The following is a 15,056-nucleotide window of genomic DNA, read 5'->3' on the forward strand; positions in this document are numbered from 1 at the left end:
CAGTCCAAACGAGGCACGCCGAACGCGATCAAGCCTCGCTCTTGACCTTCTTGGCGCGCGGCTTCTTGACCGGCGCGTCGGCGGCGCCGGTGCCCGCTGCCGCTTCGGCCGCGACCGGCGACGATTCAAGCAGCGCGGTCTCGGCCTCGACCGGCGCGCCCTTCTTGCGCGTCGCCTTCTTCACGGGCTCGGCAACCGGAGCCGCCTCGGCAACCGGCGCCTCGACCGGTGCCGCAGCGGCCTTGGTCTTCTTCACCGGCTTGACGGGCTCGGCTGCCGGCGCGGCGTCCTCTTCGGTCGCCTCGGCAGACGGTGCAGCCTTGGCCTTCTTCGCCTTGGCGGCCTTCTTCGGCTTGTGGTTGTCGTGATCGTGGGTGTGCGTGCCGGTCGCGAAGCCGTCCTCGCTCTCGATCGCGGCTTCCAGTTCCTCGCGTGTCGTCTCGCGGTCGGTGACCGTTGCCTTCTCGAACAGGAAGTCGACCACCTTGTCCTCGTACAGCGGCGCGCGCAGCTGGGCGGCCGCCATCGGCTCCTGCTGGACGTACTGGATGAACTTCTGGCGATCCTCGGCGCCATATTGCTGCGCGGCCTGCGCGATCAGCCGGTTCATCTCCTGCTGGTTGACTTCGATGCCGTTCGCCTGGCCGATCTCCGACAGCAACAGCCCGAGGCGGACGCGCCGCTCGGCGATCTTCTTATAGTCGTCGCGCTCGGCTTCCATCTCGGCCATCGCCGCGGCGGGATCGGCCTCGTGGGTCGCCTCATGCTCGAGCTGCGACCAGATCTGCGCGAACTCGGCGTCGACCATCGACGGCGGCACTTCGAAATCATGACCCTCGGCGAGCTGGTCGAGCAGCTTGCGCTTCATGTGCGTGCGGGTGAGCCCATTATGCTCCTGCTCGATCTGCGTACGCAGCAGGCCCTTCAGCTGATCCAGGCTCTCGAGCCCCAGCGACTTGGCCAGCGTCTCGTCGATCGCGCTCTCGCCCGCGGTCTTCACCGACTTGACGGTGATGTCGAAGGTCGCGGGCTTGCCCGCAAGCTCGGCAGCGGGGTAATCGTCCGGGAAGGTCACGTTCAGGACCTTCTCGTCGCCCTGCTTCACGCCGACCAGCTGGTCCTCGAACCCGGGGATCAGCCGGCCCGAACCGAGCTCGACCGCCATGTCCTCGCCGGTGCCGCCCTCGAACGCGACGCCGTCGGCGGTCTTGCCGAGGAAGTCGACGGTGACCAGGTCACCCATCTTGGCGACGTAATCGTCGGCCGCATCGTCCCACTTCTTCTGCTGGTCCGCGAATTTCTGCAGCTGAGCGTCGACCGCATCGTCGGCGACCGGCACCGTCAGCCGCTCCAGCGTCAGCGATTCGATCGCGGGCGTCGGCACCGTCGGCAGCACTTCGAGCGCGACCTTGATCTCGGCGTCCTTGCCTGGCGCATAGTCCTGGCCCAGCTCGACCGTCGGCTGCATCGCCGGACGCAGCTGCTTTTCGGCCATCAGCCCCTGGATACCCTCTTGGATCGCGGCGTTGAGCGCGTCCTGGGTCAGTGCCTCGCCATGCATCTTACGGACGAGGTTGGTCGGCACCTTGCCGGGACGGAAGCCGGGCATGCGGATCTGCGGCGCGACGCGCTTCACCTCGGCGTCGACCTTGGCGTCGATGTCCTTCGCCGCGATGGTCAGGGTGTAGGCGCGCTTCAGCCCCTCGTTCAACGTCTCGACAGTCTGCATGCTACGCCTTCATCTTGAGAAATTCTTGACCGCTGCCGTCACGCGATTGGCAGCAGGTCTGGTGCGGGCGAAGGGACTCGAACCCCCACATCTTGCGATGGCAGGACCTAAACCTGCTGCGTCTACCAGTTCCGCCACGCCCGCATCGAACATCGGCTTTCGGCGCGCGTCTATACCACCCGCGCGGTCCGGGGCAAGCGGGGAGGCAACCCCCCGCCCGGCGGCGCGTTGGGTGGCGACAAGGAGATCGACATGGCGACCCAGCCCTACCCCGAAAGCCCGGCGCAACCGACCCAGCCGGCGCAGCCCGACGCCCCGCCGCCGGAGATCAGCCCGCCGGGGCCCGACATCGACGTGCCCGCTCCCGGCATGCCCGCGAGCGATCCCGCTCCCACCAACCCGATGTGAGGACCGCTGCATGAACGACACCGACCACAACACCGGCACCGATCCCGAAACCCTGCCCGAGGAACGCGGCGCCGACGAGCGTAGCGATCTCGAACAGGTCGTCGCCGCCCGATCCGACGCGGTCGAACGCGGCGAAGGCGGCGAAGGCGGCGAGGAACCTGCGACCTTCACCGACAGCGGCCGCGCCGACGGCGTCGGCGGCACCGGCGGCGACGTGAAGAACCAGGATTCGGCGCAGCAGTGATCCTGGTTCGCTGAACATGCGGACGCGGATATCTATCGCGGAAGGCTGGCGAATTTCCCGATCAGCTTCGATCGCCCTCACCCTTCCGGCGGTTCGCGCTTCCCTCTCTCTCCCACCGTGATAGGAGTGGCGGGTGGACAGCGCCCGGCGCTGTCCGGGCCGTGCCGGGGGCATGGCCGACCCGCCACTAGGCCCGCCCGGCACAGCCGGGGGTTGAAGGGTGAGGGTGACTGGGACCGAACACGAAAAGCGCTAGCCTCCCTTCCCCTCCCCCACTCGCGCCGTCGCCACAAGTGCGCGATACTCCGCCAGGTCCCGCTCGAAGTAATGGATCACCGGCGCCTCGTAGGTGATCAGGTATAGTTGCTGGTCGATCACCGCCCCCGTCGCCTCGCCGCGCCGGTTTACCCCGTCCGCCTCGCGCAGGAAATGATACGCGAAGCGGAACCCCGGCCGCCCAGCGAACCGCGCCGGCGCGATCTCGTCGATCGCGAAAAGCGCCGATCCCCCCGCCACCCGGTAGCTGCTCTCGTAGAACTGCGCGACGTCGGTCGGCAGCATCGACGCCGAGAAGCGCGGCAACGGGCGGAGATGCCGGTCGACCTCGCGGAACAGCGCCATGCCGCGCTTGATCCCGGCGTAGAAGGTCACGGCGTTCAACCCCGCCCCGTCGAGCGTCCAGCACTCCGCATGGCGCCCTGGCCGTGCCTGGAGCCGTCCCCAATCGCTAGTGGGCACCACCACGAGCACCGACCCCGCCACCGCGACCGCCTGGCCATGCGGCACCAGCCGCTGGCCGAGCGCCGGCGCGGCGAGCACCACGACCACCAGCCACGCCGCAAACCACCGCCACGTCACTGCGGTTCCTCGCGCGGTTCCTCGGCAAGCATCGCGATCATCGCGCGATCCGCCGCGTCCGGCTTGCGCGCAAGATAGGTTCGCAGCGCCTTTCTCCCGTCCGCGGCATCCCCGCCGCGTAGCGACACCAGCCCGAGCCCACGCCACGCATTGACCGGCGCATCGCCCGCCAACGCCTGCCGGTAGAACGACGCCGCCTGCCGCAAATCCTCCGCACGCCCGCGCGTCCGGTAGAGTTCGCCGCGCGCATACAGCAGCGCCGGGGTCCAGCCATCGGTCGCGAGCTCGTTGATCAGCCAGTCCGTCCCACCAAAATCGTTGAGCTTGATCTGGTCGTCGATCAGCTGCGGCCACCACGGCGCCACCGCCGCGCGGTAAGTCTCGGCACCGTCCCCGGCGAAGCGGCGACCGCCGAATGCGCGCAACAGCTTCGTGAGCGCCGCAATACGATCGGGCTTCGCCGGATGCGTGGCGAAGAAGCGGTTCTGGCGCCACGCGATCTTGCGCCGCCGCGCCGTCCGCGCCGCGTCTTCCTCGTCCAGCAGGCGCTGCCAGACTGTCGGCGCGATCGCGGGATCATAGCCCGCCGCGGTCATCAGCGGCACCGAGCCCTCGTCCGCCTCGCGTTCCATGTCGCGCGAGAAGCTGTAGATGGACCCCTGGGTAGCGACCTGCGCCAGCCGGATCACCGACGCCGAGATGCGATCGACCGCCGGCAGCACCGACAGCAGCGCCATCCGGCCCGCCTTGACCCGCTCGTCACGCGCTTCGCGCAGCGTATGGCGCTCGGCGAAATGGCTGTATTCGTGACCCAGCACCGCGGCGAGTTGCGCCTCGTTGCGCAGCCGCAGCAGCATCCCGGTATTTACCGTCACCATCCCGTTCGCGGCCATGCTCGCGTTGAACGAAGCGTCGCGCAGCACGTACAGCCGCAGTCCCTTGCACGGTATCTCGCCCACTACGCGGCACATCACGCGCTGGACGAACGCGTTCAGCACGGGGTCGCGCACCAAAAAGTCGGAGGTCTGCGTCTCGCGCTCGTACCGCTCGATCCGCATCCACAGCCCACGCTCATCGGCATCGGTCGGCACATAGCCAGGCCCCGCCGCCGGCAGCCGATCCGCACCCGTCGGACGCGCGGCGGCAGCGCCGGCGGCGAATAGCGCGAGGATCGCCGCCGCCAGCGCGATAGCGACGCGATCCCGCATCTCACCAGCTAGCAGGGCGATCACCGCGCCCGCTCCCTGGTTGGAAAGTCGGCGAGCAGCTGCCGAACCCGCTTCGCCGCGCCGTCGTCGGTGCGCGGATCCCCGCCCGCATGACGATCGGCGTTCAACCAGACGAGATCGCCCGTCGCCAGATCGACCAGCGCCGCATAGCCGCGATGGATGCTCGCGCCCTCCAGCAGGACGTCGGCCACCTTGCCCCGCAACACGCTGAACACCTTGCGCCCGCCGGTCGCGAACGCATCGTAGCTCTGCACGACCAGCGCGTAGTCGCCGCCGCCGATCTCCCCGATCCGCGCGGCGCCCGGCCCCAGCGTCCACCGCCCGCCGGCGCGCCTGGCCGGCAACGACCCGCGTTCGACCTCCTGTGCCGCCGCCGCGGTCCACACCACCCGAAACAGGGCGATGTACGCGGCGATCAGCTTCGCCTGCTCGCCGGTCTGCTCGGGCATGAAGACGATCTCGTTGCCGATCGCCCGCTGCTGCGCCTCGATCTGCGCCACCAGCTTCGCGTGCGCCGCCGCGGTCCAATCCGGATCCGCGGTCTCGACGCCGCCGCTATCGATCGAGCCGACCAGCACTTCCGCCTTGACCACGACGATCCGGACCGCCCGCCCCTCGGCGAACCGGAACGTACGATCTCGCCACGTCTCCGCCTGCGCACCGCCCTGAGCGACCAGCATCGACAGCATCATGCCGGAGCGCAACAGCCCCTTCTTGCCGAGCGCACGTCGCATCAGGCGAAAGCGGGCATCGGTGGCATCGACGGACGGCGGCGCAGCGCCGCCGCGATCATCGCGAAGCCCGCCAGCATCGTCGCCCAGGTGGCAGGTTCAGGCACGAGCGTCGCATACCAGGCCGCGATCTGGGCACTGCTGCGCCGGTACGTGCCGCCGCCCGCCAGCACATCCACCGTCAGATTAAAGCCCATGGCGTCGAAGGTCGCGAGATCGAGCGAGGTAACCGAATCCTGCTGCCCTGGGCAGGTCAACGGCTCCATGGTTCCGGCGAGGTTCACGCAATTGGTGCGGTGCCGCCAATGCGACACCGATTGTCCATCGCCGTTATAACCCGTCGAGAACGCGTTCCCGAACAGCGCAGTGCCGCCGTCGATCGAGAAGAACGAGGCCGTGCCTACCGACATGTCGAGCACGGGGCTGATCGGTGCCCCGCCGGCTGGATCGCTGCTGTAGCGGAACATGTCGAGCGGAGTCAGCACGCCGCGCTCGTCCCAGTTCACCGCGTTCCAGTCGCCCGGGCCATCGCAAACGCTTCCCGGTGTCGCGCAATAATCGTAGGACTCTATACCGCTAACGAAGCCGAGCGCGTGCCCCATCTCGTGAAGTCGCAATGCCGACGAAGTCGAACTTGTCGGCAGGCGTCCCGTCGGATGGATCGAAGTCATAGTCGTGCTGCGCGCCGACCTCGATCCCGCCGTCCAACTGAAGACCATTGTTTGCCGCATAGACCGGGGTGCCCCCGATCGCCTTCACGAGCGCGCCCCCCAGATCCAGGATCTTGTTGTTCGTTGCGGCCGGCCCGCTGCTGTCGTCGTCATAGACGCGCTTGGTAAGGTCGACGCCGCCTGCTCCTTGTGCCGGCGCGTTCTTGACGAAGGCGGCGGCGCCGTTGGTGAGCGTAGGTAGCTTGACGGTGCGATCGAGCAGCGAGTCACTCTTCGTCCGTGACACACCGGCCTCCCAGTCTGCGACCGCATAGGCCATCGAATAGGTTCCACCCCTGGCGAGCGCCCATTCATCCCGCGGCAGGAAGTCCACGCCGAGGCGGATAGTGATGTCGTTGCTGATCATCGACCCCCAATAGGCGGCCGCGATCTCGTAGCCTCGCTCGGCTCCCGATCCGGCGACGCCGCCCTGGTCGATCAATACGATCCTGGCCGCGTCGGATGCGGATGGAACCAGCCCTGCGATCGCAACGAGAACCGCGGTAAAGTGCTTCAGCCTCATAGGTCAGTTCCCCGGATCGCCGGCGCAGTGTTTCTGCTACCGGCCATCCCTTCAGACTATAAGCGATAATGTAATTTAGCAATAAATTCGATTTACAAATCTTTGCCTCGCACTGGCAGATAATATAGTTGTAGTAGCTAATTGTTTGCACGACGGTGATATTGATGTGCTGCCGATATCGATTATCGAGCAACCGTTTGTATGGTGTGTTACATTACCTGTAAGACCCGATATCTGCTGATGCCGTGCCAGTGGAGGGTTTCTCCACCGACGTGCGGGAAAGGCCGGCCCCGCCCGACATGCCGCACCGCCGCATATAATAGCTGGAGGGTTCGACGACTGCACGGCGGCTCCCGCTGGCATGGGAGCGACGGGATCGGGGCTATGGCGACATATCGCGGCATCACCGTGTCGGACCGCGTACGGGACGTCGTTCGCTACATGGAGTGCGTCGACGAAAGTCGCGAGGCGCTGACCGCGCTCGAGCAGCGCTGGGACCTGCTCGACATCCTCGGCCGCGTCATCGACGTGCCGACCGAGGTCAGCCGCACCCGCCGCGAATTCAGCGCGCTCAACGCCGCGCTGATCGATGCGCTGGCGAAGGAGAGCCTCAAGAAGGTCGCCGCCTCGATCGGCACCCGGGCCCAGGTCGTCGTCGACATCGTCGTCCGCAACCTGTTCGAACGCACTGCCGACATCGGCTTCCTCGCCACCGACGAGGATCTGCGCGGCTTCCTGACGCCCGGCAGCAACCTCACCGCCGACGCGATCCGCCAGCGGCTGATCGAATATCGCGCCAAATATTCGGTGTACCGCAACGTGGTCCTGCTCGACACCGCCGGCCGGGTCCGCGCCGCCGCCGATCCCGCCGCCCTGCCCGATCGCAGCGACGACGCCTTCGTCACCCAGGCGCTCGCCACCGCCGCGCCCTATGTCGAGACCTTCGCCCCCTCCGACCTCGGGGAAGACGCCGCCCCCCAGCTCATCTATTCGCACCGCATCGAAGACGCCGCGGGCCGCCCGCTGGGCGTGCTCGCCCTCGTCTTCGGTTTCGCCGAAGAACTCGCCGGCGTGTTCGACACCCTGCTCGCGCCCGAGGACTGGACGATTGCGGCGCTGCTCGATTCGGCCGGCGCGGTGCTCGCGTCGAGCGATCACGCCCAGCTGCCGATCGGCACCGCGCTGCCGGTCGATCCCCGCCGCGACCAGCAGATCGTCCGCCTCGCCGGCCGCCGCTACATCGCCGCCGCACGCACCACCGGCGGATACCAGGGCTATGCCGGCCCCGGCTGGCGCGGCTGCGCGCTGATCCCGGTCGAGGTCGCGTTCGACGCCGACGACACCGCGGCTTCCGGCCCGGCGGATATGATCGCCTGCGACAGCGAGATCTTCTCGCCCGCGGTCCGCGACATCCCGCGCCGCGCCGAGGCGATCCAGGCCGCGCTCAACCTCACCGTGTGGAACGGCACCCTCGCGATAATCGACGGCACCGACGATGCCGATGGCCGCGGCCACGATGCCGCCGCCCGACGGACGCTGCTCGCGGAAATCAGCGGCACCGGCGCGCGCACCCGGCAGGTGTTCGCCGACGCGATCGCGATGCTGACCCGCACCGCGGTCGAGGCCATCGCCGCGGATTGCGCGGCGTCGGCGACGCTCGCGGTCGATATCATGGACCGCAACCTCTACGAACGCGCCAACGACTGCCGCTGGTGGGCGCTGACCACCCGCTTCCGCGACGCACTCGCCGCGCCCGACACGATCGTCGCCGCCCGCGACGAGCTGACCGCGATCCTGCGCTACATCAACGATCTCTATACCGTGTACACCAACCTGATCCTGTTCGATCACGACGGCCGGATCCAGGCCGTCTCGGATCCCGCGCAGGACCATCTCGTCGGCACGATTCTTCCCGACGGCCTCGCGGCGCGCTTCATGGCCCGCCCCGCCACCGCCTTCTACGGCGTGTCCGATTTCAAGCCGACCCCGCTCTACGCGGACCGCGCGACCTATATCTACGGCGCGCCGGTCCTGCATCCGCGCGACCATGCCCGCGCGATCGGCGGCATCGCGATCGTCTTCGACGGCGCGCCGCAATTCACCTCGATGCTGACCGATGCGCTCCCCACCGACGCGGCGGGCGACGTGCTGCCCGGCGCCGCGCTGGTCTTCGTCGACGCGGCCGGGCGCATCCTGTCGAGCACCTCGGACGAACATCCGCCCGGCACCGTCTTCGCCGCGCCGGTTCCGCTCGATGCCGGCGCCTCGACCCGGCTGGTTCCGTGGCGAGGCCGAACCCATGCTGTCGGCGTCGGCGCCAGCGCCGGCTACCGCGAATACAAGGGCCCCGCCGACGCCTATCGCAACCCCGTCCACGCGATCTGCCTGGTGCCGCTGGGCGAGCAACAGCCCGTCGCCGCCACCGTGACCCCCATCGCCACCGGCCGTCCCTCGGGCGACGGCCGTCGCGTCGCGACCTTCCGGGTCGGACAGCACCGTCTCGCGCTACCCTGCGACCGGCTGGTCGAGGCGGTGATCCCCGATCGCATGGCGCGCAGATCGGACCGGGCGCACGGCATCGCCGGCTATGCGGTGCATGACGGCCGCGGCGTGCTCGTCGTTGATCCGCGCAGCTATTTCGCGCTACCTCCCGCGATCGATTCCCACCGCCCGGTGATCATGATCCGCACCGACCGGGGCCTGAAGGGTCTCGCGGTCGACGCGCTGGGCGAAGTGATGACCGTCCCCGCCGACCGGATGAGCGGTCCCGGACTCGGCAGCGCGGCGGGCAACGGCGTCGAGGCGATCATCCAGACGCCCGGCGATCCGGTGATCCTGCTCGACACCGACGCCTTCCTGGCCGCGCTCCACCTGCCCGACCAGCGCGCCGCCTGAGGCCGTCAGCCCAGCGCAGTCTTCAGCAGTTCGTTGACCACCGCGGGGTTGGCCTTGCCGCCCATCGCCTTCATCGTCTGCCCGACGAAGAAGCCGAACAGCTTGTCCTTGCCGCCGCGATAGTCGGCGACCTTGTCGGCGTTCGCGGCCATGATCTCGGCGATCACCGCGTCGATCGCGCCGGTGTCGCTGGTCTGCTTCAACCCGCGCTCCTCGACGATCCGCGCGGGGCTCTCGCCGGTTTCCAGCATCACCTCGAACACCTGCTTGGCGAGGCTGCCCGACAGCGTGCCGTCCGCGACCAGCCCGAGCAGCTCGGCGGCCTGCGCCGGCGACACCGGCGAATGCTCGATGTCCTTGCCGGTGCGATTTAGCGCGCCGAACAGCTCCGACGTCGTCCAGTTCGCCGCGGCGACCGGCTTCGTGCCCGTCTCCAGCAGCGCATCGAACCAGCGTGCCGCCTCGACCTCGGCGGTCAGCACTGCCGCCTGATAGGCGCTGATCCCCGCCGTCTCGTAGCGCTTGCGCTTGGCGTCGGGCAGCTCGGGCAACGACCCCCGGCATTCGTCGAGAAACGCGTCGTCCAGCTCCAGCGGCAGCAGATCGGGATCGGGGAAGTAGCGATAGTCGTGCGCATCTTCCTTCGACCGCATCGACCGCGTTTCGTTGCGATCGGGATCGTAGAGCCGCGTTTCCTGGACGATCGCCCCGCCCTGCTCCAGCACCGCGACCTGCCGCCGCGCCTCCTGCTCGACCACTGCCATCACGAAGCGCACCGAATTGACGTTCTTGGTCTCGGTTCGCGTACCGAGCTCGTCGCCGGGCTTGCGCACGCTGACGTTGACGTCGGCGCGCATCGATCCCTCTTCCATGTTGCCGTCGCAGCTGCCGACATAGCGCAGGATCGCACGCAGCTTGCGCAGGTACGCGCCGGCCTCGGCGGGCGAGCGCATGTCCGGGCGGCTGACGATCTCCATCAGCGCCACGCCCGACCGGTTGAGATCGACATAGCTGCGGGTCGGATGCTGGTCGTGCATCAGCTTGCCCGCATCCTGCTCGACATGGATGCGCTCCACCCCGATCCGCTTGCCGCTGGCATCGGGGTTCTTGTCGTCCAGGCTGATGTCGATCGCCCCCTCGCCGACCAGCGGGTGGTAGAGCTGGCTGATCTGATAGCCCTGCGGCAGATCGGCGTAGAAATAGTTCTTGCGGTCGAATCGCGACCATTTGTTGATCTGCGCATCGATCGCCATCCCGGTACGCACCGCCTGTCGGATGCACTCGCGGTTCGGCACCGGCAGCATCCCCGGCATCGCCGCATCGACCAGCGACACCTGCGTGTTCGGCTCCGCCCCGAACGCGGTCGCCGCGCCCGAAAATAGCTTCGCATTCGAGGTGACCTGCGCATGCACCTCCAGGCCGATCACGACCTCCCACGCGCCGGTGTCGCCATGGATGCGGTAATCGGTGTCGGTCATGGATGCGTCTCTGGCGTGATGAGGGTGAGATCGGGGAAATAGGTAGCGAAGCGGCGTCTGTCTCGCGTCATGAGCGCAGCGCCGACATGCGCGGCATGAGCACCGATCAGGAAATCGGCCAGGATCGACTGCTGGCCTCCTCCTGCCAGCCGATATCCGACATGCGCACGCCCCGCCGCATAGGCGATCTCCGGCGTGATCGGATCGAGCCCAATGCCGATCTCTGCCAGGAAAATACTCACGGCTGCGGCCGAGCGGAACGTGCGCGCGATTTCTGCGAAGACGATTTGGTTCGCGATCAACGGCTCCTGCCGATCCGAAAGCACGCGCTTCGACCATTCCGTCCAGGCGCCGTCCTCGACCAGGTCGATGACGATATTGCTGTCGACGAAGATCATGCCCGGTGCGGTGGCAACGGCTCGCGGATCATCGACATATACTCGTCCGTCGTCATGCCGAGTGGAAACGGCACCGCCAGCGCTCGCGCCCGTTGCAGACGATCGTCGAAACTAGGCTGCTCGACTTCCGCGCCCTTCACCACATGGATGGTGCCGTCGATCTGCTCGAACGCGACCAGATCCCCCGGGCGCAAACCCAGCTTCTCGCGGACGTCATCGGGGATGGCGACCAGTCCTTCGTTGGTCAGGCGGCTCTGTTTACCCATGCGACAACGCTTACGCGATCGCCCGAATATGGTCCAGCGACCCCACTACCACCACGCCTCCGGCCGCGCCGCGAAGCCGGCGCGTTCCTCGATCGCCAGCCCGGCGTTCAGCACGCCCTGCTCGTCGAGCGGCCGGCCGATGATCTGCAGGCCCAGCGGCAGCCCCGCACCGTCGACGCCCCCCGGCACGCTCATCGCCGGCAGACCGGCCAGCGAGGACGGCACCGTGAACACGTCGTTGAGGTACATCGCGATCGGATCCGCCGATTTCTCGCCCAGCGCGAACGCCGACGAGGGCGCGGTCGGGGTCAGCAGCACGTCGCACTGCGCGAACGCCCGCTCGAAATCGCGCGCGATCAGCGTGCGCACCTTCTGCGCCTGGGTATAATAGGCGTCGTAGAAGCCCGCCGACAGCACATAGGTGCCGATCAGGATCCGCCGCTTCACCTCGTCGCCGAAGCCGTCCGCGCGGGTCGCGGCGTACATGTCCTGCAGCCCCGCTCCCTCGGGCAGGTCGCGCAACCCGTAGCGGACGCCGTCGTAGCGCGCGAGGTTCGACGACGCCTCGGCCGGCGCGATGATGTAATAGGCCGGCAGCGCGTACTTGGTATGCGGCAGCGACACCTCGACGATCTCCGCGCCCGCATCGCGCAGCCAGGCGATACCCTGCTCCCACAGCGCCTCGATCTCGCGCGGCATGTCGTCGACCCGGTATTCGCGGGGAATGCCGACGCGCTTGCCCGCCATGCTTCCGGACAACCCGCGTTCCCACGCCGGCACGTCGAGCTTCAGCGAGGTCGCGTCGCGCTTGTCGAACCCGGCCATCGCCTCCAGCAGGATCGCACAGTCGCGAACGTCGCGCGCCATCGGCCCGGCCTGGTCGAGCGACGAGGCGAACGCGATCGTGCCCCAGCGCGAACAGCGTCCATAGGTCGGCTTGATCCCGCTGATCCCGGTGAACGACGCCGGCTGGCGGATCGAGCCGCCGGTGTCGGTACCGGTCGCGCCCGGGCACAGCCGTGCCGCGACCGCGGAAGCGCTGCCGCCCGACGATCCGCCCGGAGTCAGCGCCGCGTTGCCGCCGTCCTTGCGCCGCCAAGGCGAGATCACGTTGCCGAATGCGCTGGTCTCGTTCGACGATCCCATCGCGAACTGGTCCATGTTCAGCTTGCCGAGCATCCCCGCGCCCGCGTCCCACAGATTCTGCGACACCGCGGATTCGTACGGCGGCACGAAGCCTTCGAGGATGTGGCTCGCTGCCGTGGTCGCGACGCCGTTGGTGCAGAACAGGTCCTTCATCCCGATCGGCACGCCAGCGAGCGGCTTCGGCGTCTCGCCCGCCGCGCGCGCCGCATCCGCCGCGCGCGCTGCGGTTAGCGCGTGCTCTGGCGTCTCCACCAGGAACGCGTTGAGCGGCTTGGCCCGCGCCACCTTCGCAACGAAGGCATCGGCCACCTCCACCGCGGAGAAGGTCCCGCCGCGCACTCCATCGCGGATCGCCGCGACGCCCAGGTCGGTCAGATCGGTCAGATCGGTCATTCGATCACCTTCGGCACCGTGAAGAAGCCGTGCTCGGCCTGGGGCGCGTTCGCCATCAACTGCTCGCGCACGCCGCCGTCGTCGACCACGTCGTCGCGCAGCCGCAGCGTGTTGGCGATCACCGCGGTCATCGGTTCGACGCCCGCGGTGTCGACCTCGCCGAGCTGCTCGATCCAGCCGAGGATGTTGTCGAGTTCGGGGGCGAGCCGGCTCGCCTCCTCCTCCGATATGGCGATGCGCGCCAGGCGCGCGATCTTGTTCACGGTTTGAGTGTCTACGGACATGGCCGCAGCGGCTAGCATCCCGGCTCGCTGCGGCGCAACCGCGAAGCGCCGATCGATCGTCAGCGCCCTTGTTCCCCGCCGGGCACAGCGGCTAGGCGTAGCCGGCGCTCCTGCCCCGGAAAGTCCACGCTTGGCCCGTAAATTCCTCTACGCAATCGTCGTCCTCGTCGCGCTCGGGATCGCAGGCCTCGTGGCCTACCGGCTCTACGGCCCGGAGATGCTGCGCTTCGCCCTCGTTCCGCGCGAAGCGTTCCGGAGCCAAGCTGCGGTGGCGCCCGGTGCGTACCGCGACGCGCGGATGTGGATCGCCCGTCCCGATATCGCGCGCAACCCCGCGCTGTGGACGCCCGCCGGCTACGCACCCGCCAAGACCCCCGGCGCCGCGGTCTTCTTCGTCCACCCGACCTCCTATGTCGGGCGCGACCATTGGAACGCCGCGCTGACCGATGCCGAAACCAATGCCCGCGCCGACATCTTCCTCCGCGGCCAGGCGAGCGCCTTCAACGACGTCGGCCAGGTCTGGGCGCCGCGCTACCGCCAGGCGACCTTCGGCGCGTTCCTGACCAGTGCGGAGGACGCCAACCGCGCGCTCGCGCTCGCCTATACCGACGTGCTCGCCGCCTTCGACGCGTTCGTCGCCCAGGTCGATCCCGGCCGTCCGATCATCCTCGCCGGCCACAGCCAGGGCGCGCTCCACCTCACCCGGCTGCTCCGCGAACGCATTGCCGGCAAGCCGATCGCGCGACGGATCGTCGCCGCCTATGTGGTCGGGTGGCCGGTTTCGCGCGCCAACGATCTCGTCGCGATGGGCTTGCCCGAATGCACCCGCGCCGATCAGGCCGGCTGCCTGCTGTCGTGGCAGAGCTTCGCCGAGCCCGCCGACCCCACGCAGATCCTGAGCGTGTACGACGCTACCAAGGGCTTCGACGGCCGCCCCCGCAAGGACCAGCCGATGATCTGCACCAACCCGCTGACCGGCACGCCCGGCGCCACCGCGCCCGCCGCCGCCAATCTCGGTACGCTCTACCCCGCCGCCGACCTCGCCACCGCGGACATCCGCCCGGGCACGGTGCCCGCGAAATGCGACCGCCGCGGATTCCTGCTGATCGGCGCCGCGCCCGATCTCGGCAGCTATGTGCTCCCCGGCAACAACTATCACGTCTACGACTACAGCCTGTTCTGGGCCAACGTCCGCGCCGACGCGGCAAGGCGCCTCGCCGCGTTCACGAAGCGATGATCACTCCCCCATGATCACCACCGCACGCGAGGCGTTCCGCGACGCGCTGCCGGACGGCGGGCGGCTGATCGGCCTCGACCTCGGCACCAAGACGATCGGCACCGCGCTGTGCGACGCCGGCTGGAGCTTCGCGAGCCCGGCGACGCTGGTCCGCCGCACCAAGTTCACCAAGGACAAGGCCGCGCTCGCCGATCTGATCGCGGCGCAGGGCGTCCGCGGCCTCGTCCTCGGCCTGCCCCTCAACCTCGACGGCACCGAGAGCCCGCGCTCTCAGTCCACCCGCGCCTTCGCGCGCAATTGCGAGGACCTCGGCCCGATCCTGCTGTGGGACGAACGCTGGTCCACCGTCGCGGTCGAACGCACGATGATCGAACAGGACATGAGCCGCGCCAAACGCGCAGAACGCATCGACAACCTCGCCGCGGCGCACATCCTGCAAGCCGCGATCGACGCGCTGGTGATGATTTAGGACCGGTAACCTTCTCGCAACTTACGCTTCCTCTTCGTCACCCCGGACTTGATCCGGG

The 15,056-nt window shown here is 68.4% G+C and carries 16 protein-coding genes and 1 tRNA gene; 5 read left to right on the forward strand and 12 right to left on the reverse strand.

The genetic code is table 11. The annotated features are described in order from the left end of the window. Positions 1-28: 28 nt before the first annotated feature. Positions 29-1,729: a trigger factor gene (gene tig, locus ACT009_RS04985; protein WP_445193253.1), complete on the reverse strand. Its 1,701-nt coding sequence runs from the start codon at positions 1,727-1,729 to the stop codon at positions 29-31. Positions 1,730-1,788: 59 nt separating this feature from the next. After that, positions 1,789-1,873 (reverse strand) — tRNA-Leu (locus ACT009_RS04990). 108 nt (positions 1,874-1,981) lie between these two features. Between ACT009_RS04990 and ACT009_RS04995 the strand changes: the two genes are divergently transcribed. Together ACT009_RS04995 and ACT009_RS05000 are read left to right on the forward strand one after the other, a co-directional pair. After that, positions 1,982-2,137, forward strand: coding sequence for a hypothetical protein (locus ACT009_RS04995; RefSeq protein WP_445193254.1), 156 nt, complete (start codon positions 1,982-1,984; stop codon positions 2,135-2,137). A 10-nt stretch (positions 2,138-2,147) separates the two neighbouring features. After that, positions 2,148-2,381, forward strand: a complete 234-nt coding sequence (locus ACT009_RS05000) for a hypothetical protein (protein ID WP_445193255.1) — start codon at positions 2,148-2,150, stop codon at positions 2,379-2,381. A 252-nt stretch (positions 2,382-2,633) separates the two neighbouring features. On the opposite strand, the gene ACT009_RS05005 is transcribed toward ACT009_RS05000, so the two are convergent. The 5 genes from ACT009_RS05005 to ACT009_RS05025 are packed head-to-tail and all read right to left on the reverse strand — an operon-like array spanning position 2,634 to position 6,276. Then, on the reverse strand, positions 2,634-3,239 hold the full coding sequence (locus tag ACT009_RS05005) for a hypothetical protein (protein WP_445193256.1): 606 nt from the start codon (positions 3,237-3,239) through the stop codon (positions 2,634-2,636). Beyond that, positions 3,236-4,471 carry a M48 family metalloprotease gene (locus tag ACT009_RS05010; RefSeq protein WP_445193257.1) on the reverse strand — a complete coding sequence of 412 codons (1,236 nt, stop codon included), beginning with the start codon at positions 4,469-4,471 and terminating at the stop codon, positions 3,236-3,238. The genes ACT009_RS05005 and ACT009_RS05010 overlap by 4 nt, the downstream gene beginning before the upstream one ends. Next, positions 4,468-5,202 carry a hypothetical protein gene (locus ACT009_RS05015; RefSeq protein ID WP_445193258.1) on the reverse strand — a complete coding sequence of 245 codons (735 nt, stop codon included), beginning with the start codon at positions 5,200-5,202 and terminating at the stop codon, positions 4,468-4,470. The genes ACT009_RS05010 and ACT009_RS05015 overlap by 4 nt, the downstream gene beginning before the upstream one ends. Further along, the gene (locus tag ACT009_RS05020; protein ID WP_445193259.1) at positions 5,202-5,870 is read right to left on the reverse strand and encodes an NF038122 family metalloprotease; all 669 of its coding nucleotides are present in this window, start codon (positions 5,868-5,870) and stop codon (positions 5,202-5,204) included. Before ACT009_RS05020 ends, ACT009_RS05015 begins: the two co-directional genes overlap by 1 nt. Next, on the reverse strand, positions 5,776-6,276 hold the full coding sequence (locus ACT009_RS05025; RefSeq protein WP_445193260.1) for a hypothetical protein: 501 nt from the start codon (positions 6,274-6,276) through the stop codon (positions 5,776-5,778). Before ACT009_RS05025 ends, ACT009_RS05020 begins: the two co-directional genes overlap by 95 nt. Positions 6,277-6,816: 540 nt before the next feature. On the opposite strand from ACT009_RS05025, the gene ACT009_RS05030 reads away from it, so the two are divergent. After that, positions 6,817-9,327 (forward strand): chemotaxis protein CheW, encoded by a 2,511-nt coding sequence (locus ACT009_RS05030; protein ID WP_445193261.1) that lies wholly within the window; start codon positions 6,817-6,819, stop codon positions 9,325-9,327. A gap of 5 nt (positions 9,328-9,332) precedes the next feature. Here ACT009_RS05030 and gatB read toward each other — a convergent pair whose 3' ends face one another. The 5 genes from gatB to gatC are packed head-to-tail and all read right to left on the reverse strand — an operon-like array spanning position 9,333 to position 13,292. Further along, a complete protein-coding gene (gatB, locus tag ACT009_RS05035) occupies positions 9,333-10,805 on the reverse strand; it encodes an Asp-tRNA(Asn)/Glu-tRNA(Gln) amidotransferase subunit GatB (RefSeq protein WP_445193262.1) in 1,473 nt (490 codons plus the stop codon). Next, positions 10,802-11,203 (reverse strand): type II toxin-antitoxin system VapC family toxin, encoded by a 402-nt coding sequence (locus ACT009_RS05040; protein WP_445193263.1) that lies wholly within the window; start codon positions 11,201-11,203, stop codon positions 10,802-10,804. The genes gatB and ACT009_RS05040 overlap by 4 nt, the downstream gene beginning before the upstream one ends. Further along, positions 11,200-11,469, reverse strand: coding sequence for an AbrB/MazE/SpoVT family DNA-binding domain-containing protein (locus ACT009_RS05045; protein WP_445193264.1), 270 nt, complete (start codon positions 11,467-11,469; stop codon positions 11,200-11,202). Before ACT009_RS05045 ends, ACT009_RS05040 begins: the two co-directional genes overlap by 4 nt. A 45-nt stretch (positions 11,470-11,514) precedes the next feature. Further along, positions 11,515-12,999 carry an Asp-tRNA(Asn)/Glu-tRNA(Gln) amidotransferase subunit GatA gene (gene gatA / locus ACT009_RS05050; protein ID WP_445194023.1) on the reverse strand — a complete coding sequence of 495 codons (1,485 nt, stop codon included), beginning with the start codon at positions 12,997-12,999 and terminating at the stop codon, positions 11,515-11,517. A gap of 5 nt (positions 13,000-13,004) precedes the next feature. Further along, positions 13,005-13,292 carry an Asp-tRNA(Asn)/Glu-tRNA(Gln) amidotransferase subunit GatC gene (gatC, locus tag ACT009_RS05055; RefSeq protein WP_445193265.1) on the reverse strand — a complete coding sequence of 96 codons (288 nt, stop codon included), beginning with the start codon at positions 13,290-13,292 and terminating at the stop codon, positions 13,005-13,007. 130 nt (positions 13,293-13,422) lie between these two features. On the opposite strand from gatC, the gene ACT009_RS05060 reads away from it, so the two are divergent. Both ACT009_RS05060 and ruvX read left to right on the forward strand, forming a co-directional pair. Continuing rightward, positions 13,423-14,529 carry a DUF3089 domain-containing protein gene (locus ACT009_RS05060; protein WP_445193266.1) on the forward strand — a complete coding sequence of 369 codons (1,107 nt, stop codon included), beginning with the start codon at positions 13,423-13,425 and terminating at the stop codon, positions 14,527-14,529. A 10-nt stretch (positions 14,530-14,539) separates the two neighbouring features. Further along, positions 14,540-14,998, forward strand: coding sequence for a Holliday junction resolvase RuvX (gene ruvX / locus ACT009_RS05065; protein WP_445193267.1), 459 nt, complete (start codon positions 14,540-14,542; stop codon positions 14,996-14,998). The last annotated feature ends 58 nt before the right edge of the window (positions 14,999-15,056 follow it).

The organism is Sphingomonas sp. Tas61C01, assembly GCF_052567495.1.